Consider the following 23,488-nt stretch of genomic DNA (forward strand, 5'->3'; position numbering starts at 1 on the left):
GGAGAACATCATGACAGAGCTTCAACGTATCGACTACGAACCGGCACCGTTGCTGCCGCTCGCCCCGGCGAGCGCCGAGTCGGCCGAATTCATCGCCCTGCCGCGCGCTCGCTCCGACGCGGGCGCGCCGCTGATGACGGCTCTCGCGCGACGCAAGAGCACACGCATCTATGCGGATACGCCGATCGCGCTCGATACGCTCGGCGAACTGCTCTGGGCTGCCAACGGCGTCAACCGCCCCGAGACCGGCGGCCACACCGCGCCGTCCGCGCATGGCTTTCACGACATCGACATTTACGTCGCGCTTGCCCACGGTGTCTATCGCTACGAGCCGGCGCTTCACCATCTCGTGCTCAAGCATCGCGCCGATGCACGCAACATGACCGGCTACCAGGACTTCGTGAGCAAGGCGCCGCTCGACCTCGTGTACGTGCTGCGCGGATCGCAGGTGCTCGATACACCGCCGCAACAGCGCGAGCTTTTCGCTGCCATTGCCGCCGGGGCGATTTGCCAGAACGTTTCGCTCTACTGCGCATCCGAAGGACTCGCTACCGTCGTGCGAGGCTGGATCAACCACAGGCTGCTCGCCGACGCGCTGCGCCTGAACGAGGACGAGACGCCCCTGCTCGCACAGACAGTCGGCATGCCAGCAGCGCATTGATCCGCCGTCTGGACCAGGTGGTAGCGGCGCAAGCCGGTAAAGGAAGCAACGATGTTCACACGCGTCGATTTGAGCGCCGTGCAAAGCGCTTACCGGCTTTGTTACGTCCGCAAGCCATGGGCGTGGTTCACGCGCATCCCGCTCGATCACCAATGGGGCGAGCACTGGGAACGCGCGCCCTATATGCGCGAGTCCGGCTTGCCCTACTCAGATGAACCCGACCAGATTCTCAAGGTCGGATTCGACGGTCCGCTCCTTGGCCCTGAAGAGGGAGAGCACGGCCATCCGTACAGCGTGCAGGAGATCAATTCGAAGCTGGCGTCGTGGCTACGTACCGAGAGCTACCTTGGCGGCCCCACTATTCACATCATGGCCGGCGTAACGCTGCAGCGGTTCACGGAGCTAGTCGAGCTATCAGGGGGAATGGTCTACGCGCCGCTTGGATGGGGCGAACTGCCCACGCTCCAGCTCGTCTCCAGCGCCGGGCGTTGAACGACTGGCGACGCAAAAAACCCTTGCGTGGCCGGTTGAATCGCAGGCGTTCGCCCCAAGATCGCCATCGCAAGGCGGTCCGTAGCGAAAGGTATTCGTGCAATGAAGCCCGCCGGAATGCGCGGGCAGCCGGTGCTCGCGTTTCACCCATGCGGATGGACCCGCCAGCGCCATGAAGACGAAACGCCATCAGTCACCACCCCGCGCCCGCAAGGGGCGGGGCGAGCCTATGCTCGAAATCGATGCGGGCCCGCAGGATATTCGCGTGGCCGACGACACGCTCGGCCTCTTCCGTGCGCGGATGACGGCGGTGCCGCTATTGTCGCGAGAACAGGAAATCGACCTCGCGCGTGAAATCGAATCAAGCCGCCAGGACTTGCTGCACGTGCTCGAATCCTGCCCTGAGGCTATTGGCGTTCTCGCAACCGGCGAGCGCGCAGAGGCAGCGGCGCTGCAGGAGATCCATGAATGGCCCGCGGGCGCCATCGAGGCTGCCTGCGATGCGTTCGTCGCACACGCCGGCAAGGCAACGGTGGATGTCGAAGCGAGCGAACGCCTTTGCGAAATGAGCGCAGACTTGCGCCGGTTACGGTCGGCAACGCGCAAGATGTTCGAGGCCAATATGCGGCTCGTGTATTCCATCGCGCGCCGCTACGAGAATCGCGGCATGGACCTTGCCGATCTCGTTCAGGAAGGCAGTCTCGGCTTGATGCGCGCAATCGAGAAGTTCGAGTACCGGCGCGGATTCAAATTTTCCACTTATGCGACGTGGTGGATGCGTCAGGCCGTGGCGCGCGCCATAGCCGAGCGCTCGCGCACGATCCGCCTGCCCGTCCACGTGAGCGACGAGTTCGTGCGCGTCTGGCGTACGCGCGAGCGTATCCGCGAACAGACAGGGCGCGACGCCTCCCCAGAAGAAGTGGCTGCCACCCTCGGTATGGCCGAGCCTAAGGTGCGCAGCCTGCTGGCGCTTCCCGTCGAGCCAGCTTCGCTGGATATCGTGCTGCCGGACGGGGAAACCGGACTGATCGATCTCATTCCCGACAACGCGCCGACGCTGATGGAAGCGCTCGCACGCGCGCGTATGTGTGAGTTCGTGAAGACGCTCATCGAAGCGATGCCTCCCGCTGAGGCAAACATCGTGCGTCTGCGTTTCGGCATCGGCGATGGCGAGCCGCAAACGTACGAGGAAATCGCCCAAAGCACAGGCATCTCGCGCGAGCAGGTGCGACGTATTGAAAAGCGGGCGCTAGACGCATTGCGCGCGTCAGAGCGCATGCGCGCCGCGCACGACTATCTCGAAGCCGAACACTGACTCGGATGCGCTTCTCGTGACGGCTTCGCAGCGAGTTCGGTCGCGGCCGATGTGCTGCTGGGTTCAAGCTGCAATTGCGCTGTCGCCGCGGGCTGTACAACCGTCCGCCTCGTGTCCGCAGACTCGGAGTCCGCGATCAGCGCAAGCAGTTCGTCGTGCTCGATCACTTCCCGCTCGAGCAGGCGCTTCGCGATCCGGTCGAGCGCGGCGCGCTGGTCGGCTAGCGTGCGCGTCACGCGCTCATGGGATTGCGCCAGCAGCCTACGCACTTCATCGTCGATGAGCTGAGCCGTGCGCGCGCCCGGATGCGGCCCTTCGGCTGCCAGCCGTGAAGGCGGCATCGAGCCGTCGTCGGCGCAGTTGACGAGGCCGACGCGTTCACTCATGCCATAGCGGGCCACCATGTGCCACGCCATCGTCGTTGCCCGTTCCAGGTCGTTTTCCGCGCCGGTGGAAACGTCACCGAACACGAGTTCCTCCGACACCCTGCCGCCGATCAGCACGTCAAGCCGATCCAGCAGTTCGCTGCGCCTGAGCACATAGCGGTCCTCGGTGGGTACCTGCTGCGTGTAGCCGAGCGCCGCCACCCCACGCGGGATCATCGAGACCTTCTTCACCGGGTCACAATGCGTTCGGCTCTGGGCGACGAGGGCGTGGCCTGCCTCGTGGTACGCAATGGTCACTTTCTCCTGCGCGTTCATGACGCGGCTCTTGCGCTCGGAGCCCGCCAGCGCACGGTCGATGGCTTCCTCAAAGTCCGCCATACCCACGTTCGCACGATCCGCTTCCGCGGCATGGAGCGCCGCTTCGTTCACGATGTTGGTGAGATCGGCGCCCACGCAACCGGGTGTGCGCGCGGCGAGTTCTTCTAGATCGACGTCGGGCGCCAGTGGCACGCCGCGAGCATGGACCGAAAGAATCTGTCGCCGGCCGTTCAGGTCTGGCCGATCGATGGCGATATGGCGATCGAACCGCCCCGGCCGCAGCAACGCGGGATCGAGCGTCTCAGGCCGGTTGGTCGCGGCAAGCAGGATGACGCCCGCATTGGGCTGGAAGCCGTCCATCTCCACGAGCAGTTGATTGAGCGTCTGTTCGCGCTCGTCGTTGCCCGAAACGGGATTCGCACCGCGCACCTTGCCGAGCGCGTCGAGTTCGTCGATGAAGACGATGCACGGCGCCTGCTGCTGCGCCTGCTCGAACAGATCGCGCACGCGCGCCGCGCCCACGCCCACGAACATTTCCACGAACGACGAACCGCTGATCGAAAAGAACGGCACTCCGGCCTCGCCTGCGAGCGCCTTGGCAAGCAAGGTCTTGCCCGTTCCCGGCGCGCCGACGATCAGGATGCCTTTGGGAATCTTTCCCCCCAGGCGGCGATAACGCTCCGGGTGACAAAGGAACGAAACGATCTGCTGAAGTTCCTTCTTGGCTTCGTCGATACCCGCAATGTCGTTGAAGGTCGCGCCAGTTGCCTGCTGCACGTATATCCGCGCGCGGCTTCTGCCGATTCCCATGAAATCCCGCGCGCCGCCGCCGCGCCGCATGAGAAATTGCCACGCGAATACACAGACCACCAGCGGTGCAATCCAGGCGAGCAGCAGGTCACTCCAGTTGCTGTCGAGCGCGCCGCGAAAACGTACGCCCGAGGCAACGAGAAGCGCGGGCAGCGACTCGTCGGCAACGCGTATCGTCGCGAACGGCCAGGGAGGCTTGTCGGCGGTGAAAGCCGCGGCGTCGGAGGCGGGAAGGCTCGCCTTCGCGTGCTCCGAGCGCAATTCGCCGCTAATGCGCGTGGGGGTGACCACGAGGTTGTCGATCTCGTGCGCGGCGAGCAGGCGCTGAAAATCGCTATAGGCGATGGCCGGCGCCGCCGGCGCAAACCAAAGCACTTGCGCGGCGAGCAGCACCAGTACGCCGATGAATATTGCGATGCTGGCAATGTCCGACTTCTTCTCCATGCGCCGGTCGCTCCCGTTTGCTATACGTCGCGCGTCATTCGCCCGTACCCCGAACGAGGAGCACCGGGCATGGCGCCACGCGCACGAACTGCTCCGCCACGCTGCCGAGCAATGCGCGTTTGAAACCGCGCCTGCCGTGCGTGCCGAGCACCACCAACTGCGCGCCGTGGCTCGACGCGCAGCGCTGCAGGCATTGCGCCACGGTGTCGTTGATGTCCCGCACTTCGATCAACTCTGTCTCGCAGCGCACTCCAGCCGCGACCGCTTCGGCGCCGGCCTCGTCGAGCTGCTGGATGGCGGCCTCGCGGTACGTTTCCATGATGTCAGCCGGCACGTAGGCCATGCCCATGCCAATGCCGACGGGCGCCAGGATATCGAGCGCATGCACGATGTGCAGTTGCGCGCCGGCCAGGGCCGCGAGCTTCAACGCCTCGGCGAGCGCCAGTCTGGATGTTTCGCTGCCGTCGTACGCGACCAGGATCTTTTCGTACATAGGGATCTCCTTTTGAGCCAATGCCCTGCGGATCTGATTTGTGCGCCTCTATCTTCGAATCGATCAGCGCTATGCGCTTGATTTGCATCAAGTAACGCGGGCGCGGCGTGCGTCGCCGTCAGTTCGCGGCCGCAGCGTCCTCGCCGCGGGCTGGCTCGTCGTGCCAGCCGCCGCCCAATGCCGCATACAACGCCACGGTGTCCTGCAAACGCTGTGCAGCTGCTTCGAGCCATGCGATCTGCGCCTGATGCAATTGGCCGTCGGCGACCAGAATCTGCAGATAGTCCACCGTCCCGGCGCGATAGTCGGCTCGCAGCAGGCGTAGCGCCTCCTGCGCCGCCGTGAGCGCGCGCGACTGCGCGTCGAGTGCGCCCGCGTCGTATTCGAGCGCGTAGAGGACGTCCGCGACCTGGGCGAAGGCCGACAGCACCGTTTGGCGATACTGCGCGCGCGAGGCGGCATAGGCTTCCTGCGCGGCCTTGCGGCCGTACCACAGCGTCCCTCCCTGAAAAAGCGGTGCCGCGACATCCGCCGCGAGACTCCACGTTTGCCCTGCACGCTCCGCAATCGCCGCGGGCGACGCGCCCGTGAGCCCGCCAGTGGCTGAAAGCGTGATGTTCGGCAACATCGCCGCCGTCGCCACGCCAATCTGCGCGCTGGCCGCATGCAGCAGCGCTTCGGCCTGTAGCACATCGGGCCGCTGACGCACGAGATGCGACGGCACGGTTTGCGGCAGATCCGCGGGTAGCGTGACGTCGCTCAGCGAAAGATCGGGCGCAGTCCATTGGGCCGGCAACGCACCCGTGAGCGAAGCCAGCAGGTCGCCGGCCTGTGCGCGCTTTTGCTCCAGTACCGGCAATGTGGCCTCTAGCGTGGCCTGCTCGTTTTGCAGTGTGAGCACCGCCGCGTAAGCAGCGGTACCGGCTCGCGCGCGTACCTCGGCAATGTGGACCTGCTCGTGGACGAGGCCGATCATTTCCTGCGTGGCGTCGATCTCGTCGCGCCACGCCGCACGCGCGATCATGGCGTTGACCACGTTCGACTCGATGGTCAGCCACGCCGCCTCCAGCGCGTAGCGCTGCGCATCGCGCTCGGCCGCGAGCCCCTCGACGTAGCGGCGGTTGCCGCCCCACAGGTCGATGGCATAGCTGATCGACGCGGAAAACGTGAACAGATTGAAGATGGAGGGCGCCGCCTGCGAACCCATGTGCAGCGGGGAATAGCGCTCGCGTGACGCGCCCGCCTCGGCATTGACCTGAGGATAGAAAACGCCCGCCCCCGCGCGCACCTGATCCTCGGCGCGGCGCAGCGAGGCTTGCGCCTGCACGAGCGTGGCGTTGTCGGTGAGCGCGTCATCCACTGCGCTGTCGATGGCGACACTGCCGAATTGCGTCCACCAGTCGTCGCGCACGCTGACATTCGCGCGAAGCGTCTGCGAGGCTCCAGCAGCGGTGAACGCAGCCGGGCTGCCGCTGGGGAGGAAGGCATCGACTTTCGGCAGAGGCGGCCGGGAGAAGTCCGGCCCCACCGCGCAGCCCGCGAGCAACGCTACGCAAAGCAAGCCGCAGCGGCCGGCCGCGAGGCGCGGGCGGCCACGCAGCTGCGCAGTCGCCGTATCAGCGGGCGGATATGTAGACATCGACGATCTGCCCGGGATAGAGATGGAGCCCCGCGTTCGGTTTGACGCGAAAGATGACCGGCAGCACACGCAGGTCCACGCGCTCGGTGCGCTGGTCGGAGAGTTCGATCTTCGGCGTGACGTACGGCTGAATGCGCTCGAATTCGAGATCGGCATCGATGCTCGCCCCGCGCACCGACATGCGCGCCTTGAGCCGCGCCGGCTCCGGCAGCCGTGCAATCAGGATTTCGTCCACGTAGCAGCGCACCGCCAGGCGCTCCGGCGCGGTGCCGAGCACAATCGCCGGGACCATGCCCTGGGTGTAGGTGTCGTAGACGCCCTGTTGTGAAAGGTACGAGCCCTGCGCCGTGTTCACCGCGAGCACCACGCCGTCGGCCGGCGCGCGCAGCGTATAGTGAGCGAGCAGCGCTTCGGCGGAGACGGCGGCCTTGCGCAGCGCCTCAACCTGCCCCTCCTGGTTGCGCACGTCATAGACCCACGCGCCCGCGCGCGTGAGGCGGTCCTGGCGCGTGACGACACCCAGGTTCGCGCTCGCCACCCGCACGCCGTTTTCCGCGTTGTCGAGCACATCGCGGCTCACGGCCTTCGGGTCGATGTCCCATGCCCGTTTCTGCTTTTCGTAGGTGTCCTCGGCCATCTTCAGGTTCGCCTGCGCCGCGCTCACCTGGGCATCGGCGACGTCGCGCATTTCCGGCCGCGGCTGCGCCTTCAGTTCTTCGAGCAACGCCTGCGCGGCGTCAGCCTGGGCAGCAAGCTGTTGGGCATTGGCGCGCTGCACCGAATCATCGATGGTCAGCAGTACGTCGCCGGCTTTGACACGGTCGCCGTCGTGCACGTCGAGGCGCGTGACAGCCCCTCCCACGTCGGGATAGATATTGACGTTCGCGCCGGCCGGCTGGTCGCTCTCCACGATGCCCGTTGCGTACACGCCGTGCTCGTAAGGGTTGGCCGCCGGCTGGAAAACCGGCGGCTGCGGCGGCTGCTGGATGCCGAACACCCACGCGGCAATCGCGCTGGCAACGAAGCCCGCAATCGCGGCGGCGAACAAAATGCGATGCTTCATCGCGCACCTCCCGCGTCGATGCCTTTGAGCTTGCCGTCCTCCATGTGCAGGATGCGGTCGGCGTATTCGAAGATGCGGGCGTCGTGCGTGACGATCACGATGCAGCGGCGCTCATTGAGCACCTGATGCTTGACGAATTCGATGATGTTGCGCCCCGTGTCGCCGTCGAGCGACGCAGTAGGCTCGTCGAGCACGAGAATGTCGGGCTGACTCACGATCGCGCGCGCGATTGCCACGCGCTGCTGCTCGCCACCGGAGAGCTTCACGGGCGGCAGCGCCGCACGGCCGGCCAGACCCACCACCTCGAGATAGCGTGCGGCTTCGGCCAGCGCGTCTTCCCACGGCCGGCGCTTGAGGATCAGGGGAATCGCCACATTCTCCGCCGTGGTGAGGCGCGGGAACAGGTGATAGTCCTGAAACACGAAGCCGATGCGGTTGAGCCGGAAATCGGCAAGGCTATCGTCCGGTTGCGCCCACAGATCCACGCCGTCGATCGAAACCGTTCCGGCATCGGGCCGCAGAATGCCCGAGATGACGCTGAGCAGCGTGGTCTTGCCGCTGCCCGACGGCCCGACGATCAGAACCATTTCGCCGAAGTGCGCCTGCATCGAAACGCCTTGCAGCGCCTGCGTGCGTGCGGCGCCTTCGCCGAACCATTTGTCGAGTGCGCGTGCTTCGATAGCGATCGAATCCGTCATCGCTTCAGCCCCGGAAGATGTCGAACGGCTCGATGCGCAGCACGCGGCGCACACCGAGATAACTCGAAAGCGCGGCGATCACCACGACCATCGCGAAAGCCAGCGCGAGATTGCCGTACGTGATCATCGCCGCGTAATCGCGGATGCGCAGCCGCGCGAGCGAGATGGAAGCGGCACACAGCCCCACGCCCAGACCATAGCCCGTGAGCGCCGTAAAGGCGGCCTGGAAAAGGATCATCGCCACGAGCTCCCGGCGTTTCGCGCCGATCGCCTTGAGTGCGCCGAATTTTTCGAGGTTTTCGAGAATGAAGGTGTAGAACGTCTGCCCTGAAATCGACAGCCCGACGACGAAGCTGATCGCCGTCATCAGGAGAATGTTGGTGCCGAGACTCGTCTCGTACTTGTAGAAGTTGGCGATCCGGCGCATGAACTCATCTTTCGTGTAGGCGATGTAGCCAAGCGACGCCACCACGGCCTTGATGTGCGGGATGTCGCGCTCCGACTTCGGCTCGACGAGGATGTACGACGTGGTGTAGCGCGTGGACGGGATGTACTGGATGGCGCGGCTGTACGTCGTGTAAAGCGTAGGGGTGCCAAAGAGTCCGCTGCTCGCCACCGTCGCGGTTCCGACAATGACGGCGCGGTGGTCGTTCAGTTCGAAGTCGGTACCGGGCGCGGGGTTGCCGAGCTTGTAGAACTCGGCGTCCTGTACGGCGATGAAGCCGTTCTCCGCGTAGATGTCCTCGATGCGCCCGCGCTTCATGCGCGGCCAGCCATAGAGCGTGGTGTCGTCCAGTCCGATGACCGTCGTAGCCTGGTATGTGCCGTCGCGCAGCTTGACGAGCGCGACGCCTGAGTAAAGCGGCACAGCGTACTTCACGCCGTCGATGCTGCGCACGGCGTCGAGCACGTAGTCGGGCATGCCGATGCTGCTGGCAATCGTCTGCACCGCGGGATCCATGACCCAGATCTTCGCGCCCACGTTGATGACGGTAGACGACGAGCGATTCAGAATGCCGGCGAACATCGACATCATCTCGACCATCAGGAACACGGCGAACGTAGTGCCGATCAGCAGCGCCGTGAATTTGGCGCTGTCGTTCACAAGCAGCTTGAATGCGAGGCGCAGGATACCCGGCAAGACGAGCCGTTTAGCCATGATTGAGCGGTCCTGGGTCGAGAAGGAGGTCAAACCTGCCACGCCGAATGTCAGCATGAGCGTGAGCCGATTCTCGGGCAGCCGGCCCGCATCCTGTTGACGTGCGTCAAATGAACGAGGCCTGCCGGGGGGACTAATAGCCGTATTCGACGGGTTCAAGCCACTCGGAGGAGACGTTGCCATGCCATACAAGACCGTACTCACCAATCTCGACCCGAGCGACCGCGCCCAGCAGCGGCTACGCTTTTCGCTGGACCTCGCAAAGGCGTTCGACGCGCATCTCATCGGGCTCTACACGACCTTCATGCCCGAGGCGCGGGAATACTTTTCGATCGCGGGCTGCGCGCACTATTACGGCGACTGGATCGATGTGCGGCGCGGCCAGCGCGATGCGGCCGAGGAAGCTTTTCGTCAAGCGCTGCGCGGCGCCGGGCTTGGCGGCGAGTGGGTTTCGTTCGACGACTATGCCGAGCAGCCCATGATCCGGCACAGCCGCCGCGCGGACCTCGTGATCGCTGGTCAGACCGGCCCCGACGACGATTCGCGGCCGTTGCGCAAGTGCTTTCTGGAATCCGTGGTGCTCACTTCGGGCAGGCCGGTGCTGGTTCTGCCATACGCCGGTGCTTTGAGGCCAGCAGGCCAATCGGTAGCGATCGCGTGGGACGGCAGCCGCGAGGCGGCCCGCGCCGTGCACGACGCCATGCCTTTTCTGAAGCGCGCCGGGCGTGTGACGGTGCTGCGCATCCGCACCTCCGGCTCGCTGCGGCCCGCTGCACTGGGCGCCCAAGGCAAGGAAATCGACATCATGCTGGCAAGACACGCGGTGAACGTCGATTTTGCGGAAGCTGTGAGCGATTCTGACGAGTCCGCCGGCGACGCCCTGCTCTCGTGGGTTGCCACGAGCGGCTGCGACCTCGTCGTGGCCGGCGCCTACAGTCATCCGCAATGGAAGGAGCAATGGCTCGGCGGCGTGACACGCGCACTGCTCGAGTCGGCGACGGTCCCTGTGCTGTTCTCACATTGACACGCAGCCGCGCCTTCGCAAAAGGCGGCTGATCGCAGCGCTCACGCGGCGCTGCAACGTTGCCGCGTCACGCCACCTCTTGCGTGCCGACGTAGAGCCGCGTCACCTCGTCCGCGTCACACAGCGCCGTGCCGCTCGACAGCAAGGTCGCGGAGGCCGCCGCCTGTGCGAGGCGCGCGGCGTCCCGCAAAGTCTCGCCGCGGCGCAGCGCGACGAGCAGCCCTGCAAGAAAGCTGTCGCCGGCGCCGGTTGCGCTCGATACGGTCACGGACAGCGCTGGCACGCGAATCGTTTCGTCCGATGTGACGAGCAGCGCGCCGCGTTTCCCTAGCGTCAACGCAACGATCTGCGCGCGATGCGCCTCGACGAGTTGCCGCGCAGCGGACAGCCACGCCGCCTCATCGGCCAGCGGTTGCCCCGCCAGTGCTGCCAGTTCGGCAAGGCTAGGCTTCACGAGATAGACGCCCGCTTCGAGTGCGAGCCTGAGCGGCAGGCCCGATGTGTCGAGCACCACGCGCGTGCCGCGCAGCTGCGCCCAGCGAGTCAGGTCGGCGTAGGCTTTGGCGGGCAATCCGGGCGGCAAGCTGCCGCTCAGCACGAGATAGCGCGGCGCGGGCATGAGCGCTTCGAGCACGGCGAGCGTGGCCGACCACTCATCGGCGCTGACTTGCGGCCCGGGGAGGACGAACCGGAATTCGTGGCCGGTCGAGCGCTCTGTGACCGAGAAGTTTTCGCGCGTCTCGCCCGCAATGCGCAGCCGGCGGCCAGGCACGCGCTCGGCCGTGAGCATCTGTTCGAGCAGATTCCCCGACGCGCCACCCGCCAGGTAGAGCGCCAGGCAATTCGCCTCCCGGCCGTCGAGCCGCTGAATCACGCGAGCCACATTGAGGCCGCCGCCGCCCGGATAGCGGCGCGCGGCGTCGCAACGCAGCTTGTGCGTATCGACAACCCGCTCCACTGCCGTCGAGACGTCGACGGCAGGGTTCAGCGTAAGCGTCACGATTTCGACCACCTTCGCCCCCTTTTCGTAGGCATTGGCCTACACGCCAAGAAAAATGCTTACGCCAATTTCAGCGCACGCTCATTGGAACGCGGCCGGCGGCGTCACATACTGAAGACCTACCACCGCACCGCTGTACCCCATCCGATGCAAGGAGCGCTGAGATGTCCACCGTCGAAATCCGCTCGCTGACCGACGCTTCGCTCCTGAACGGCAGCGTCGCCGACGATCCCGAAACCCTGCTCGCGCTCGCCCGTACCGCCGGCTTGCTCGTCACCCTCGACGGTCAGATAGGCCGCGAAAAATATCAGAGCGTGGCGGGCTCGCTGCATGCGTTCCAGCGCTTCGCTGCCGCACTGCGCGACGCCCTTGTCGCAGCCGGCGCGCCCTGAGCGAAGCGGGCACAGCGCGCCGCCTCGCGATTCAGGGAGCGCAGATGGCGCGCGCCTACTCCATGTGCATGCCACCGTTGACGGCAAAATTGGCCCCGGTCACGAATGCGCCATCGTCTGAGCACAGGTACGCAACCAGCGAAGCCACCTCCTCCGGCCGCCCAAGACGCCCAACGGGAATCTGCGGCAGGATGCGCGTATCCATGATGTCCTGCGGCACGGATTCCACCATCGCAGTGGCAAGGTAGCCCGGCGATACCGTATTCACCGTCACGCCACGTTTCGCAACTTCGAGCGCGAGCGACATCGTAAAACCATGAATGCCGGCCTTTGCGGCCGCGTAGTTCGTCTGCCCGAAGGCCCCACGCGAACCGTTCACGGAACCAATGTTGACGATGCGGCCAAACCGACGTTCGTACATGCCCGGCAAGAATGGCTTCGTGAGATTGAACATGCTGTCGAGATCCGTGTGCATCACCGCATCCCACTCGGGCTTCGAGAGCTTCATGAAGCTCGCATCGCGCGTGATGCCGGCATTGTTGACGAGCACATCGACGCCGCCGAACTCCGCGATCACGCTTCGCGCGCACTCCTCACACGAGTCGTAGCTGGCCACGTCGAGTTCGAACGCATGAAACGTGCGCCCCGCTTCGCGTTCGCCGTGCAGCCATGTCGCCACGTGATCGTTCTGCTCCGAATGGGAAACCACCACAGTCATGCCCGCGTCGTACAGCTTCCGGCTGATGGCGGCGCCGAGCCCCCCCATTCCGCCGCTCACAAAGGCAATCCGTTCCTTGCGCATCATGCTTCTCCTCGCAGATGGGTGATCGGCCGCGGATCGGCGCGATCGAACTGTCGCACCACTATAAAAACGCCCGTTCACCCGCGATTGATATGCATCAATCGGATGCTTTCCCGCCGGAGACCATCGCTATCCGCGAAGGGTTGACTCAAATCAATTGTGACCACTCGCCGGGACGTAGACTCAACGCACGCCACCCTTGTTTTCGCGGTTTTCTCAATCGTGGAGCGCCGATCATGGAGTACCGCAGCATTCTTGTTCATCTGGACGGCAGCGAGCGCGCAAGCGCCTGCCTCGATCTCGCGTTGCTTGTCGCGCGCCAGCATGGCGCCCATCTCAACGCACTATTTGCGCCGGTCACGACAGACCACGAAAGCGCGTGGTCTGTCAGTTTCGACACGGGGTATCGCGAGCGGACCCGGGAAGACACACGCCGCGCGCTCGAGCACCAGTTCCTTAACGGGCTCTCCCAGACGAACCTCAAAGGCACCTGGCGTACTGCCATGAAACATGCCCAGCAAGAGTTGCTTGCCCTCTCGCCGTTTGCGGATCTCATCGTGGTTGGCCAAAGCGATCCACACGATCCGGACGCTTCGCTGAGCAACCGGCTGCAGGTTCAGGTGACGCTGGCGGCGGGACGACCGGTCCTGTGGACACCCTATGTCGGGACGTTTCCCACTGTGGGCGAACGGATCGTCGTTGCGTGGGACGCAGGCCAGTCCGCCACGCGGGCACTGTACGACGCTCTGCCCTTCATGCAGCTTGCCGGGCATACCACGATCGTCACGCTCAATGCCGAGCGGGAAGGCCGCATACCAGGCGCCGACATCGCCCTCGTCCTCGCGCGCCACGGCGTCGACGCGGAAATCACCCAGTTGCACACGCCCCCCACGGTGTCGGTTGCCGATGCGCTGCTCTCGCGCGTGGACAAACTGGGCAGCGACCTGCTTGTGATGGGGGCGTACGGTCACGCGCGCTGGAAAGAACTCGTCCTCGGCGGCGTCACGCAAACCGTTCTCGGGTCGATGCCTGTTCCGGTGTTGATGTCGCATTGAGCGCGCATTTGTCGTACCGTGCGCCTGCGTTGCCCGGCGCGCATGCTCAGGCTTAAGGAAAATCGCCATGTGCTACAAAAGCCTCCTCGTCCACCTCGACGACTCGGAACGATGCGCGGTGCGCCTCGCGCTCGCGCTCGATCTGGCGGAACGCTTCGATGCGCATCTGACCGGACTGTATTGGTCGCATGCGTACCGGGACACTTCCGACGGCGCGCCAACACCGGAGGCGCGCCTCGCGCGGACGCACGAACACTTTCTCCTCGCTGCGGAGCGGGCAGGCCGCTCTGTCGAGTGGCGCGCCCCGCAGCCTTGCGATAGCGCGATCGCGACAATGCACGCGCGCCATGCCGACCTGCTCATACTGGGCCAGCCAGAAGACGAGGTTTGGGTCGCGCAGAGCGCCGGCGGCTTCGTGACGGATCTGTTGATGACAGCCGGGCGGCCTGCCGTCGTGGTGCCGCATTCCGGCGCCTTGACGGAATTCGCGCAGAACATTCTGGTCGCGTGGAACGGCGGCCGCGAAGCAGCGCGCGCCGTCTCCGACGCGCTTCCCTTATTGCAGCGCGCCCAGTCTGTCTCGATCGAAGTGATCGCCTCGCACCGTGGCGCGCAGCGCACACGCGCCGAAAACGAAACTATCGACGCTGCCGCGTGGCTCGATCTGCACGGCGTGCAGGCATCGTTCCACGAAAGCGCACGCGATCCCGCGGTCCTGACCGGAGCGGCGCTGCTCAGCCGCGCCAGTGACCTGCACGCCGACCTGATCGTGGCAGGCGCTTACGCGCACTCGCGTGTCCATGAATCCGTTCTCGGCGGTGTGACGCGCACGCTGCTGCAAGCGATGACGGTTCCGGTCCTCATGTCGCACTGATTCCACCTGGCGCACCGCGCCTTCGAAGAGGCGGGAAACCACCATGCTCGACAAGCCCCACGACTCTGCCGCCAGCGCCACCCCGCTCGACAAGCTCGACGACTACGCGTTGCGTTACGCCGTGCGCCACGCCACGCTTGCCCCGTCGAGCCACAACAGCCAGCCGTGGCGCTTCGTGCCCGCCCACGACCGGATCCTGCTGTGCGCCGACCGTCTGCGGGCGCTGCCCGTCGTCGATCCGTTCGATCGGGAACTGATCATCAGTTGCGGCGCGGCGCTCTTCAATCTGCGCGTGGCGCTCGCGAGCCTCGGCATCGGCTACGCCATCACGCTCTTTCCAACGAGCCTCGATCCCGATCTGCTCGCCGATGTGCGTCTGCTTCGCGACCGGCCCGTCGGCGCGGAACTGGTGCCGCTGCTCAATGCCATTTCGCTCCGGGTCACCACACGCCACCCGTTCTCTCCGGCGCCGGTCGCAGCGGCCGTCGAACACGAACTGATCGAAGCGGCCCGCACCGAGGGGGTTGACGTTGCATGTGCAACCGAAGCCGGAAAGCGCGAGGCGATCGCCAACGTCATCGCCGAAGCCGACCGGCGGCAGTTCGCCGATCCCAGGTTCCGCCGCGAACTCGCGAAATGGATCCATCCGCGCCGCACCGGCGACGGCATGCCGGCCTATGCGGCCGGACTCCATTCTCTGCTCGACTTCGCAACGCCGCTCGTTGCCTCCGCGATCCGCACATTCGACGTGGGGGGCGGCGTGGCGGCGACCCACCGGGAGCTCGCGGCAGGATCGCCTCTGCTGCTGTGCATCGCGACGAGCGTCGACGATGCGCAGGCGTGGCTTGCCGCGGGCGAGGCGCTCGAACGGGTGCTGCTCGTGCTGACCTTGCACGGACTGTGCGCCTCCTATCTGAACCAGCCCATCGAGGTGGCCGAACTACGCGCGCAGCTGGGTACGCTGCTCGGCATGCCGAAATCCGCTTGCCCGCAGCTCTTGCTGCGCATCGGACACGGCACGCCGGACGCGCCGTCGCCGCGCCGCCCGCTAAGCGATGTCGTAGCATAAGTACTCGTCGCAAGCCAATCATCAAGATCCTTCGGCCTGCAATAGATCTGAACGCGGCGAGGAATTTGCCCTACCATGCGGCATATCGGTGCGACATGCCTGGTGCGCCAGGCCGCGTCCGATACCCGCTGACTCGGCAAATCATCCGGAGCGTTTCATGCAAACGGCTGGGCCTACGAACTGGGTCGGACGCAACGACAGCAATATTGCAATCGCAGACCCGTATCGTCTTCTCATTGACGCGGTGCGCGACTACGCCATTTTCATGATCGAACCTGGCGGGCGCGTTTCGAACTGGAATGCCGGCGCGCAGCGCAACAAAGGCTATTCTTCGGATGAAATCGTCGGCCGGCATTTCTCCGTGCTCTATACGCCGGACGATATCGCCTCAGGCAAGCCCACGTACCTGCTGGAGACTGCCGCGCTGCACGGGCACATCGAAGACGAGGGCTGGCGCGTGCGCGAGGACGGCAGCCGCTTCTGGGCGAACGTTGTCATCACCGCCGTGCGCGACGACCAAGGCGCGCGCTTTGGCTTCGCAAAGATCACGCGCGATTTGACCGAGCGGCGCAGGCTCGAAGAACTCGAGCGCGCTAATGCCGCGTCGGCGCTCGACCAGCAGGCGCGCGAAAACGAGCAAAAGCGCATTGCCCGGGAGTTGCACGACAATCTCGGGCAACGCATCGCTGCACTGAAAATGGCGCTCAGCATCCACTGGTCCGAACTCGAGATTGCATTGCCGACGCAATTGCATGCCGAACTGGAAGCCATCGCGCAAATCGGCGCACAGATCGACGCGCTTGCTGTGGCAGTACGGCGCATTGCCGCCGATCTGCGTCCCACCATGCTTGACGATCTCGGACTGCAGGCTGCGCTGGAATGGCTGGCAGAGGACTTTCAGAGCCGCTACGGCGTGACTGTCCAGTGCAGGCTGAAGGTTTCGGAACCTGACCTCGGCGACTTCGCTACGCCCCCCCTCTTTCGCGTCGTCCAGGAAGCGCTGACCAATGTGGCACGCCATGCTCACGCGCACCGTGTGACTATCGAGCTCGAGAACGACGCGAAACATCGCCGGCTTCGCATCAGCGACGACGGCGTGGGCTTCGACCCGCGCTCGGCGTCGCGTCCCGAAGCGTTCGGGCTCATCGGCATGCGCGAGCGCATTTTGCAGCTCGGCGGCTTGCTAACGGTCGAGGGGCGTCCCGGCGCGGGCGTCACGATTTCGGCGGACATTCGTTTACCGGTGGACATTCATCCGGCGCTCGCGCGCACTAGACGGTAGCAAACATCCACGCCACATTATCTGACGCTACCCATTTCGCGCACGAATGCGAGCTGTGCCTGCAGGAGCTGCTCTGCGCAACGCGCATAGAGCCAGCCAGGTCCGTTGTCAGTGCTATACATGCCGCGGCACAAGCCCTTGAGCCGTATCGTCGTCGTTCCATCTTCGGCCAGCTGGCGCACCGCCCAGAAGTAGGCGATGCCGAATTCATGCGGCATGCGTGTCTCGATCGTGTCGTCAGTCGCACGTTCGACAGGCGTGGGCGAGTGCCGTTGGACGAAGGCTCTGGCGCGAGCCCAGGCTTGCGCGCAGTCGTCGGGCGTTGCGCATTTGATCGCACTCTGCTCGCGTCGCGCTTCCAGCTCGATTTCGGACCGACGGAAGGCGACGTTTTCGTCGCGGCCGGTATCGCGGTATGTCGTACACGCCAAAAGCGATGCAATCAACAGCATCAGCCCCAGCGCCGCGCCGAAGGACAACCTGCTCGACATCTCCGCCCCCCCGCCCGTGTTTCGGCCCGCGACCGCGGCCCACCGATTCCAATGTATGAATCGAATGACGCATTTCGATTGATCTACCTCAAGTCGAGACGGGTCCGGGTCAATGCCCCTTCGTCTGATTCAAGTCAAAGCCGACGCGCAGGCGCGCGCTCCAATCGATGTCGGACGCGCACGTCGCGCGTGACGCGAGGAGAGCATCATGAAGCTGACGTTTCTGGGCGCGGCGCAAACGGTCACCGGGTCGCGCTACCTGCTGGAGGCTGGGAGCAAGCGGGTACTGATCGACTGCGGGCTGTTCCAGGGCACCAAGAACTTGCGCCTGCGCAACTGGGAGCCGTTGCCCTTTCCCGCCGACTCGCTCGATGCCGTCATCCTCACGCACGCCCATATCGACCACTGCGGCTATCTGCCAGTCCTTGCGCGCAACGGTTTTCGCGGTCCGGTTTATTGCACGCCGGGAACTGCGGATCTGTGCGGCATCATGCTGCGCGACAGCGCCCGGTTGCAGGAGGAGGACGCGGCGTTTGCGAACCGTCACGACTTCTCCAAACACCATCCCGCGCTGCCGCTTTACACGCTGGAAGACGCCGAACAGGCACTGCGGCTCGTCGCGCCGCGTCCGTTCTATGAGCCCGTCACGCTCGGCGAACACCTGACTTTACGGCTGCTGCCGGCCGGCCATATCCTTGGGGCGGCTAGCGTTGTGCTGTCTAACGGGCATACGGTCGTTGCGTTTTCGGGCGACCTCGGGCGCCCCGACGATCCGATCGTGCGTGCGCCAACCCCGCCGGTGCATGCGGACTACCTGGTGGTCGAATCGACCTACGGCGACCGGCTGCACGACGCATCCAACCCCGAGGACGAGCTCGCGGAGATGTTCTCGCGCACGTTTGCGCGTGGCGGGATCGTGGTGATGCCCTGCTTCGCCGTGGGACGCGCACAGGAGGTCCTTTACTACATCGCGCGATTGAAACAGTCGGGCCGTATGGCGAATGTTCCGGTCTACCTGGACAGTCCGATGGCGATCAGCGTGACCGACCTCTACCGGCGTCACATGAGCGATCATCGGCTAACGCTCTCGCAGGTCCACGCCATCGATCATGCGGCGTTCATGGCCCGAACGGTGGACGAGTCGAAGGCCATTGCCGGACGCAACGGCCCCATGGTCATCATCGCCGGCAGCGGCATGGCCACCGGCGGCCGGATTTTGCATCACCTGAGCCTGTATGCTTCAGACCCGCGTAACACGATTGCGCTCGTCGGCTACCAGGCGCCCGGCACGCGCGGCGCAGCGCTCGAGGCTCACGCGCCAGCCATCAAGCTGCACGGCGACTATGTGCGCGTGCGCGCCGAGGTGTCCTCGATCACGTCTCTGTCTGCGCATAGCGATTACCGGGAAACCCTGCGCTGGCTCGCCGGCATGACGTGCCCGCCTGTTCATACGTTCGTCACACACGGCGAGCCCGCAGCGGCGGATGCCTTGCGGCGGCGCATTGTGGAGACGCTGCACTGGGATTGCTGCGTGCCGGAATACGGGCAGTCCTTCGAACTCGCCGAGGAAGCCGTGCGGCCCGATCCCTGCGCACCGTGCGCTGCGGATGAGCTGGCGCCCGCGCCGTCGGCAGGCGCGGAGCCCTGAAAGGCTGCCTGAACGCGAAACGGGAGGCGGCGCCTCCCGCGCGAGCCTGGCGGACGCGCGCCAAATTTTTTTGGGACACCGTTTCGAGTGGCTCATAAAATGGGCATGCATCCCTCACACGGGATAACGTCGTCCCTCCCATTGAAGTCGACACTTCATATGCGAACGGCCTACGCATCGATCTCGCGCAAGTATTGCGCCCCGGATAAACGTCATGAGCGCGGGCGCTGACCGGCACATGCGCGCTGGACAAGGCGCGGGGCCCGCAATTGTCGCGCGCCTGCGCGATCCCGTCGTCTCGGCCGTGCTGGCATTCGTCGTGGCCTTCGCGCTGGCCGGCGTCGTTGCAACGTTTGTTACGCGACAGTGGCAAGCGGCGGCGGAACAGCGGTTCACACGGCGCGCGGCGGCGCTACACGAAACACTGACGCAGGCGCTGGTCGCCAACGAGGCTATCTTGCGCGGCGCACGCGCCGTGCTCGAGCAATCGCCTGGCCCCGATCCGGCAGCCTGGAAGCACTTCGTGTCAGCGATCGATCTGAACAACTCCCGTTCGGCGATCACCGCGCTCGGTTATGTGACTCCCCACGCCGGCCCGTTGGCGGGCGCAGCCGAAAGCGGCGACGTCACGACGCAGTGGGCAGGGCTGAGCGCCACTGTCCCCGCAAACGCATTCGCGGAGACCGTCGCGACACGTGCCGCGCGCCGCTACGCTGCCGAAACCGGCAACGCAGCGCTCGCGGCGGTGCCGGAAATTGCCAATGCGCCACCGCTTCTCACGCTCTGGCTGCCCGTGTACGAGACGGCACCCGATACACAAGGCAATGCGCAGAAGGTCATCGGCTTTGCGGTTGCCGTGCTGGACGCACAGCGGCTCTTCGCACCGCTCGTTGCCGCCGATCCTGGGCTTGCGATCAGCGCACGGATCGGTACTCCTGCCTTGCACCTCTACACGAGTGGGCGCGGCGAAGAAGACGAGGTGTTGCCCGGTCAGCGGTTCCGGCGTAGCGATTCGCTCGTGTTTGGCGGGGCAACGCTCGCGCTCGACGTCAGTGCCGACGCAAGTCCGCTGCTTACGGGCGCAGCCGCCTGCGCCACGGCCATTCTGCTCGCGGGGCTGCTCGGGGCCGCCGTGATCGCGTTTCTCGCGCAACGCCTCATGCGCGCAAACCTGGCGCCACCGAAGGTCGCAGGCGACGCGCGGCTCAACGAAGCCCGCATGATGGGGATCATCCGCTCGTCGATGGAAGCGATCGTCACCGTCGACGAGACCCAGCGCGTGGTGATCTTCAATCCAGCCGCCGAACAAGTGTTCGGCCTGTCCGCCATGGAGGCGATCGGCTCGCCGCTCTCGCGTTTCATTCCCGAGCGATTCCGGGCCGCACACGCGCAACATGTCGAACAGTTTGGCGAGACCGGCGTCACCGAGCGCCAGATGGGACGCCCGCAACGGGTGCTCCACGGGTTGCGAACCAATGGCGAGGAGTTTCCCATCGAGGCATCGATTTCGCAGATCCGTGACGACTCGGGCAAGCTTTTCACGGTCATGCTACGCGACATCACTGAACGCGTCCGCGCGGAAGAGGCGCTCAAGCGTTCGCGCGAAGAACTGCGGGAACTGTCGGCCAATTTGCAGAATGTGCGTGAGGCCGAAAAAACACGCATCGCGCGCGAGCTTCACGACGACCTCGGCCAGCAGCTCACCGCGCTCAAGATCGATCTTTCCGCCCTCGAGCACCGGCTCGGTGAGGACGATGCCGCCGACGTCCCAGCGCGCCTCGCAGGCATGCGCAACCTGATCGATTCGACGGTCGGGTCCTTGCGGCGCATCGCGGCTGACCTGCGGCCGGTCATGCTGGACGACCTCGGCCTCGTGCCGGCCATCGAGTGGCTGGCGAACGACTTCACGAACCGCTACGGTATCGCCGTCGAGAGTGATCTGGACGCGGACGCCACGAACTTCTCGAACGACGCCTCCTCTGCACTCTTTCGCATCGTTCAGGAAGCGCTGACCAATGTCGCCCGTCATGCCGACGCGAATCTCGTCGAGATTACGCTGAAGGTGGACGGGCCACTCTGTGTCCTGCGCATTGCCGACGACGGCCTCGGCGCGACCGGCGACCCTGCCGACAGACAGCGCGACGCCTTGCGGGACAAATCGTTTGGCCTCATCGGCATTCGCGAGCGCGCCCGCATGCTGGACGGCACCGTTTCAATCGATACCGCGCCTGGCAAGGGTTTTGCCATGACGATCACGTTCGCACTTCATGCTCTCCTCCCCGAAGAGGCCGCATCATGACCAAAGTGATCATTGCCGACGACCATGCGCTCATGCGTGACGGACTGCGCCGCATTCTCGAAAGTGCGCGCGATATCCACTTCGAAATCGTCGGCGAAGGCTGTGACAGCACGACCACGCTCGCGCTCGTGCGTGAACACCCCGCCCAGGTCCTGGTGCTGGACCTCTCGATGCCAGGGCGCAGCGGCGTGGACCTCGTCAAGCAGATCAAGGACGAGAAGCCCGAGTTGCGAATTCTTGTGCTGACCATGCACGCCGAGCAGCAATACGCGGTGCGTGCCTTCAAGGCGGGCGCTTCGGGTTACCTCACCAAGGAGTGTGCGAGCACGGAACTGGTCAGCGCCGTGACGAAAGTCGCCGCCGGCGGCGTCTACGTCAGCATGGCGATGGCCGAGCGCTTCGCCCAGAGCCTGAACGAGCCCGCCGACACGCTCCCCCACCAAAGACTGTCAGATCGGGAGTTTGAGGTATTCCGGCGTATCGCGGCCGGTCAGACCATTACCGAAATCGCGCAGGAACTCTGCGTGAGCGCGAAGACTATCAGCACCTACAAGGTGCGCATTCTCGAAAAGATGCAGATGCCGCACGAAGCCGCGCTCGTGCGCTACGCGATGCGGCACAAGCTCATCGACGATCCAGACGAGGCGTGAGCCTCGAGTGTCGCGGCCGATTGCCGCATGACTGTAGGAATCGCCCTACACGTCTTCCGTTCCGCGTACGTCACTTTCCATCGCCGCCGATATTTTTTTGAGACGGCGTTGCCGATACTGGCTACATGAAAGCTAGTCCTGTCCACCAGCGCCTGCACGTCTTCCTCGTCGAGGACGCGACCGCGGTGCGTAGGAAAATCGCCGAAGCGCTGTCGGCCATTCCTGATGTGACCGTGATTGGCGAAGCCGAGGATGCGGCTAGCGCCCTGACCGGCATCGCGCAAAGCGGTGCGGACGTCGCGGTGGTCGACCTAAGGCTCGCGAGCGGCAGCGGCATCGAATTACTCACCCTGCTTGGACGCGAGCAACCCTTGGTCGTGACGGTGGTGCTGACGAATCACTCCGGCGCACCGTTTCGCGCAGCATGCCAAAGAGCGGGAGCCGATTACTTCTTCGACAAGACGTCCGAGTTCGAAGCCGCCTGCGAAGCCATTGAAGCGTTAGCGAGACAGCGCGTCACCCCCGCGCGCTGAACTGGAGACGATCATGTATGCCGAGCCTGTCTGCGATCCCTCACTGTCCAAGCCGCCGGCCCCTCGCTGGCCCGTCGTGCCGCTGCAGCCACCTACGCGCTGCTCCACCTGTTCGCTGCGGGCGGTTTGCATGCCGCCAGACCTAACATCGAGCGAACTTCAGCAGCTCGACAACGTGGTCCTCACGACGCGCAACGTCCACAAAGGCGAAACGCTGTTTCGTGCGCGCGATGCATTTCAGAGTCTTTACGCCGTTCGCACGGGCTCGTTCAAGACAGTGGTCCTGCATCGCGACGGGCGCGAACAGGTCACGGGCTTCCAGATTCCGGGCGAGCCACTCGGTCTCGACGGCGTCTGCTCGGGCACGCACAGCTGCGACGCCATTGCGCTTGAAGACAGCACGGTTTGCATCATGCCGTTCGGTCAGCTCGAAATGTTCTGCCGCGAGAGCCGGCGCATGCAACGGCATCTCTATCAGCTCATGAGCGGTGAAATCGTGCGCGAATCCAGCCTGATGATGCTGCTCGGTACGATGACCGCCGAACAGCGCCTCGCTGCGTTCCTGATCGATCTAGCGGCGCGCTTCCAGAGGCGCGGCTACTCGGGCGCGCAATTCAACCTGAAGATGAGCCGCGAAGAAATTGGCTGCTTTCTTGGCATGAAACTCGAAACCGTCAGCCGGATGTTTTCGCGCTTTCAGCGTGACGGCCTCGTCGAGGCGAACGGCAAGCAGATCCGGATCGTCGATCTGGAGGGGCTGGAGCGTGTGTGACGCGACAGATGCACGCGCCGGAGTCGCTTGATTCATATCAACGGGACGGCGAGCGCCGATGACATCATGAATCTGGCCAGCCGCCTTCCGTGTGCCGGCCGCATTCGAGGAGACTATCG

General features: G+C 64.9%; 23 protein-coding genes. 14 read left to right on the forward strand and 9 right to left on the reverse strand.

The genetic code is table 11. The annotated features are described in order from the left end of the window. The first annotated feature begins 10 nt into the window (after window positions 1–10). The 3 genes from ACOJB8_RS08625 to ACOJB8_RS08635 all read left to right on the forward strand — a co-directional run bounded on the left by ACOJB8_RS08625 (window position 11) and on the right by ACOJB8_RS08635 (window position 2,468). A complete protein-coding gene (locus tag ACOJB8_RS08625; RefSeq protein ID WP_368727523.1) occupies window positions 11–661 on the forward strand; it encodes a nitroreductase family protein in 651 nt (216 codons plus the stop codon). Window positions 662–712: 51 nt separating this feature from the next. Then, entirely contained in the window at window positions 713–1,153 is a 441-nt protein-coding gene (locus tag ACOJB8_RS08630; protein ID WP_368727524.1) for a hypothetical protein, read from the forward strand. Window positions 1,154–1,325: 172 nt separating this feature from the next. Then, complete coding sequence (locus tag ACOJB8_RS08635) at window positions 1,326–2,468, forward strand: sigma-70 family RNA polymerase sigma factor (protein WP_475012110.1); 1,143 nt, start codon at window positions 1,326–1,328, stop codon at window positions 2,466–2,468. Here ACOJB8_RS08635 and ftsH read toward each other — a convergent pair. The 6 genes from ftsH to ACOJB8_RS08665 all read right to left on the reverse strand — a co-directional run bounded on the left by ftsH (window position 2,447) and on the right by ACOJB8_RS08665 (window position 9,460). Then, a complete protein-coding gene (ftsH, locus tag ACOJB8_RS08640) occupies window positions 2,447–4,426 on the reverse strand; it encodes an ATP-dependent zinc metalloprotease FtsH (RefSeq protein ID WP_368727526.1) in 1,980 nt (659 codons plus the stop codon). The two genes, ACOJB8_RS08635 and ftsH, sit on opposite strands and share 22 nt — an antisense overlap. Before the next feature lie 34 nt (window positions 4,427–4,460). Next, window positions 4,461–4,919 carry a universal stress protein gene (locus ACOJB8_RS08645; RefSeq protein ID WP_321924725.1) on the reverse strand — a complete coding sequence of 153 codons (459 nt, stop codon included), beginning with the start codon at window positions 4,917–4,919 and terminating at the stop codon, window positions 4,461–4,463. Window positions 4,920–5,037: 118 nt separating this feature from the next. Then, window positions 5,038–6,558 (reverse strand): efflux transporter outer membrane subunit, encoded by a 1,521-nt coding sequence (locus tag ACOJB8_RS08650; RefSeq protein ID WP_368727527.1) that lies wholly within the window; start codon window positions 6,556–6,558, stop codon window positions 5,038–5,040. After that, on the reverse strand, window positions 6,536–7,621 hold the full coding sequence (locus ACOJB8_RS08655) for an HlyD family secretion protein (RefSeq protein ID WP_368727528.1): 1,086 nt from the start codon (window positions 7,619–7,621) through the stop codon (window positions 6,536–6,538). Before ACOJB8_RS08655 ends, ACOJB8_RS08650 begins: the two co-directional genes overlap by 23 nt. After that, window positions 7,618–8,319 carry an ABC transporter ATP-binding protein gene (locus ACOJB8_RS08660; RefSeq protein ID WP_321924723.1) on the reverse strand — a complete coding sequence of 234 codons (702 nt, stop codon included), beginning with the start codon at window positions 8,317–8,319 and terminating at the stop codon, window positions 7,618–7,620. Before ACOJB8_RS08660 ends, ACOJB8_RS08655 begins: the two co-directional genes overlap by 4 nt. Window positions 8,320–8,323: 4 nt before the next feature. Further along, window positions 8,324–9,460 carry an ABC transporter permease gene (locus ACOJB8_RS08665; protein ID WP_368727688.1) on the reverse strand — a complete coding sequence of 379 codons (1,137 nt, stop codon included), beginning with the start codon at window positions 9,458–9,460 and terminating at the stop codon, window positions 8,324–8,326. A 199-nt stretch (window positions 9,461–9,659) separates the two neighbouring features. Here ACOJB8_RS08665 and ACOJB8_RS08670 point away from each other — a divergent pair, with 199 nt between their 5' ends. Further along, window positions 9,660–10,502, forward strand: a complete 843-nt coding sequence (locus ACOJB8_RS08670) for a universal stress protein (RefSeq protein WP_368727529.1) — start codon at window positions 9,660–9,662, stop codon at window positions 10,500–10,502. Between the two features lie 67 nt (window positions 10,503–10,569). On the opposite strand, the gene ACOJB8_RS08675 is transcribed toward ACOJB8_RS08670, so the two are convergent. Further along, complete coding sequence (locus ACOJB8_RS08675) at window positions 10,570–11,514, reverse strand: 1-phosphofructokinase family hexose kinase (protein ID WP_368727530.1); 945 nt, start codon at window positions 11,512–11,514, stop codon at window positions 10,570–10,572. A gap of 152 nt (window positions 11,515–11,666) precedes the next feature. Here ACOJB8_RS08675 and ACOJB8_RS08680 point away from each other — a divergent pair, with 152 nt between their 5' ends. Next, entirely contained in the window at window positions 11,667–11,894 is a 228-nt protein-coding gene (locus tag ACOJB8_RS08680) for a hypothetical protein (RefSeq protein WP_475012112.1), read from the forward strand. Between the two features lie 55 nt (window positions 11,895–11,949). Here ACOJB8_RS08680 and ACOJB8_RS08685 read toward each other — a convergent pair whose 3' ends face one another. Further along, window positions 11,950–12,696, reverse strand: coding sequence for a beta-ketoacyl-ACP reductase (locus ACOJB8_RS08685; RefSeq protein WP_368727689.1), 747 nt, complete (start codon window positions 12,694–12,696; stop codon window positions 11,950–11,952). Window positions 12,697–12,713: 17 nt separating this feature from the next. On the opposite strand from ACOJB8_RS08685, the gene ACOJB8_RS08690 reads away from it, so the two are divergent. The 4 genes from ACOJB8_RS08690 (at window position 12,714) to ACOJB8_RS08705 (ending at window position 16,976) form a co-directional block, all read left to right on the forward strand. Continuing rightward, window positions 12,714–13,751: a universal stress protein gene (locus ACOJB8_RS08690; RefSeq protein ID WP_368727532.1), complete on the forward strand. Its 1,038-nt coding sequence runs from the start codon at window positions 12,714–12,716 to the stop codon at window positions 13,749–13,751. Window positions 13,752–13,818: 67 nt separating this feature from the next. Further along, window positions 13,819–14,625, forward strand: a complete 807-nt coding sequence (locus tag ACOJB8_RS08695; RefSeq protein ID WP_475012114.1) for a universal stress protein — start codon at window positions 13,819–13,821, stop codon at window positions 14,623–14,625. 43 nt (window positions 14,626–14,668) lie between these two features. Further along, window positions 14,669–15,694 carry an Acg family FMN-binding oxidoreductase gene (locus tag ACOJB8_RS08700; protein ID WP_368727534.1) on the forward strand — a complete coding sequence of 342 codons (1,026 nt, stop codon included), beginning with the start codon at window positions 14,669–14,671 and terminating at the stop codon, window positions 15,692–15,694. A 157-nt stretch (window positions 15,695–15,851) separates the two neighbouring features. Next, window positions 15,852–16,976 carry a PAS domain S-box protein gene (locus tag ACOJB8_RS08705; RefSeq protein WP_368727535.1) on the forward strand — a complete coding sequence of 375 codons (1,125 nt, stop codon included), beginning with the start codon at window positions 15,852–15,854 and terminating at the stop codon, window positions 16,974–16,976. Between the two features lie 17 nt (window positions 16,977–16,993). Here ACOJB8_RS08705 and ACOJB8_RS08710 read toward each other — a convergent pair whose 3' ends face one another. After that, complete coding sequence (locus ACOJB8_RS08710) at window positions 16,994–17,194, reverse strand: hypothetical protein (RefSeq protein ID WP_368727536.1); 201 nt, start codon at window positions 17,192–17,194, stop codon at window positions 16,994–16,996. A gap of 481 nt (window positions 17,195–17,675) precedes the next feature. Here ACOJB8_RS08710 and ACOJB8_RS08715 point away from each other — a divergent pair, with 481 nt between their 5' ends. The 5 genes from ACOJB8_RS08715 to ACOJB8_RS08735 all read left to right on the forward strand — a co-directional run bounded on the left by ACOJB8_RS08715 (window position 17,676) and on the right by ACOJB8_RS08735 (window position 23,369). Beyond that, a complete protein-coding gene (locus ACOJB8_RS08715; RefSeq protein WP_368727537.1) occupies window positions 17,676–19,115 on the forward strand; it encodes an MBL fold metallo-hydrolase RNA specificity domain-containing protein in 1,440 nt (479 codons plus the stop codon). Window positions 19,116–19,329: 214 nt separating this feature from the next. Continuing rightward, on the forward strand, window positions 19,330–21,414 hold the full coding sequence (locus tag ACOJB8_RS08720; RefSeq protein ID WP_475012116.1) for a PAS domain S-box protein: 2,085 nt from the start codon (window positions 19,330–19,332) through the stop codon (window positions 21,412–21,414). After that, a complete protein-coding gene (locus ACOJB8_RS08725; protein ID WP_368727539.1) occupies window positions 21,411–22,064 on the forward strand; it encodes a response regulator in 654 nt (217 codons plus the stop codon). Before ACOJB8_RS08720 ends, ACOJB8_RS08725 begins: the two co-directional genes overlap by 4 nt. 125 nt (window positions 22,065–22,189) lie before the next feature. After that, entirely contained in the window at window positions 22,190–22,597 is a 408-nt protein-coding gene (locus tag ACOJB8_RS08730; protein ID WP_368727540.1) for a response regulator transcription factor, read from the forward strand. A 13-nt stretch (window positions 22,598–22,610) separates the two neighbouring features. After that, window positions 22,611–23,369, forward strand: coding sequence for a helix-turn-helix domain-containing protein (locus tag ACOJB8_RS08735; RefSeq protein ID WP_368727541.1), 759 nt, complete (start codon window positions 22,611–22,613; stop codon window positions 23,367–23,369). Window positions 23,370–23,488 lie beyond the last annotated feature (119 nt).

This window comes from Paraburkholderia sp. BR10141 (assembly GCF_056155635.1).

What these genes read in the sequence shown, in the direction of transcription:
- ACOJB8_RS08625 (WP_368727523.1), top strand. Translation starts at nt 11, where the DNA reads ATGACAGAGCTTCAACGTATCGACTACGAACCGGCACCGTTGCTGCCG.
- ACOJB8_RS08630 (WP_368727524.1), top strand. Translation starts at nt 713, where the DNA reads ATGTTCACACGCGTCGATTTGAGCGCCGTGCAAAGCGCTTACCGGCTT.
- ACOJB8_RS08635 (WP_475012110.1), top strand. Translation starts at nt 1,326, where the DNA reads ATGAAGACGAAACGCCATCAGTCACCACCCCGCGCCCGCAAGGGGCGG.
- ftsH (WP_368727526.1), bottom strand. Translation starts at nt 4,426, where the DNA reads ATGGAGAAGAAGTCGGACATTGCCAGCATCGCAATATTCATCGGCGTA.
- ACOJB8_RS08645 (WP_321924725.1), bottom strand. Translation starts at nt 4,919, where the DNA reads ATGTACGAAAAGATCCTGGTCGCGTACGACGGCAGCGAAACATCCAGA.
- ACOJB8_RS08650 (WP_368727527.1), bottom strand. Translation starts at nt 6,558, where the DNA reads ATGTCTACATATCCGCCCGCTGATACGGCGACTGCGCAGCTGCGTGGC.
- ACOJB8_RS08655 (WP_368727528.1), bottom strand. Translation starts at nt 7,621, where the DNA reads ATGAAGCATCGCATTTTGTTCGCCGCCGCGATTGCGGGCTTCGTTGCC.
- ACOJB8_RS08660 (WP_321924723.1), bottom strand. Translation starts at nt 8,319, where the DNA reads ATGACGGATTCGATCGCTATCGAAGCACGCGCACTCGACAAATGGTTC.
- ACOJB8_RS08670 (WP_368727529.1), top strand. Translation starts at nt 9,660, where the DNA reads ATGCCATACAAGACCGTACTCACCAATCTCGACCCGAGCGACCGCGCC.
- ACOJB8_RS08680 (WP_475012112.1), top strand. Translation starts at nt 11,667, where the DNA reads ATGTCCACCGTCGAAATCCGCTCGCTGACCGACGCTTCGCTCCTGAAC.
- ACOJB8_RS08685 (WP_368727689.1), bottom strand. Translation starts at nt 12,696, where the DNA reads ATGCGCAAGGAACGGATTGCCTTTGTGAGCGGCGGAATGGGGGGGCTC.
- ACOJB8_RS08690 (WP_368727532.1), top strand. Translation starts at nt 12,714, where the DNA reads ATGGGTGATCGGCCGCGGATCGGCGCGATCGAACTGTCGCACCACTAT.
- ACOJB8_RS08695 (WP_475012114.1), top strand. Translation starts at nt 13,819, where the DNA reads ATGTGCTACAAAAGCCTCCTCGTCCACCTCGACGACTCGGAACGATGC.
- ACOJB8_RS08700 (WP_368727534.1), top strand. Translation starts at nt 14,669, where the DNA reads ATGCTCGACAAGCCCCACGACTCTGCCGCCAGCGCCACCCCGCTCGAC.
- ACOJB8_RS08705 (WP_368727535.1), top strand. Translation starts at nt 15,852, where the DNA reads ATGCAAACGGCTGGGCCTACGAACTGGGTCGGACGCAACGACAGCAAT.
- ACOJB8_RS08710 (WP_368727536.1), bottom strand. Translation starts at nt 17,194, where the DNA reads ATGCCGCATGAATTCGGCATCGCCTACTTCTGGGCGGTGCGCCAGCTG.
- ACOJB8_RS08715 (WP_368727537.1), top strand. Translation starts at nt 17,676, where the DNA reads ATGAAGCTGACGTTTCTGGGCGCGGCGCAAACGGTCACCGGGTCGCGC.
- ACOJB8_RS08720 (WP_475012116.1), top strand. Translation starts at nt 19,330, where the DNA reads ATGAGCGCGGGCGCTGACCGGCACATGCGCGCTGGACAAGGCGCGGGG.
- ACOJB8_RS08725 (WP_368727539.1), top strand. Translation starts at nt 21,411, where the DNA reads ATGACCAAAGTGATCATTGCCGACGACCATGCGCTCATGCGTGACGGA.
- ACOJB8_RS08730 (WP_368727540.1), top strand. Translation starts at nt 22,190, where the DNA reads ATGAAAGCTAGTCCTGTCCACCAGCGCCTGCACGTCTTCCTCGTCGAG.
- ACOJB8_RS08735 (WP_368727541.1), top strand. Translation starts at nt 22,611, where the DNA reads ATGTATGCCGAGCCTGTCTGCGATCCCTCACTGTCCAAGCCGCCGGCC.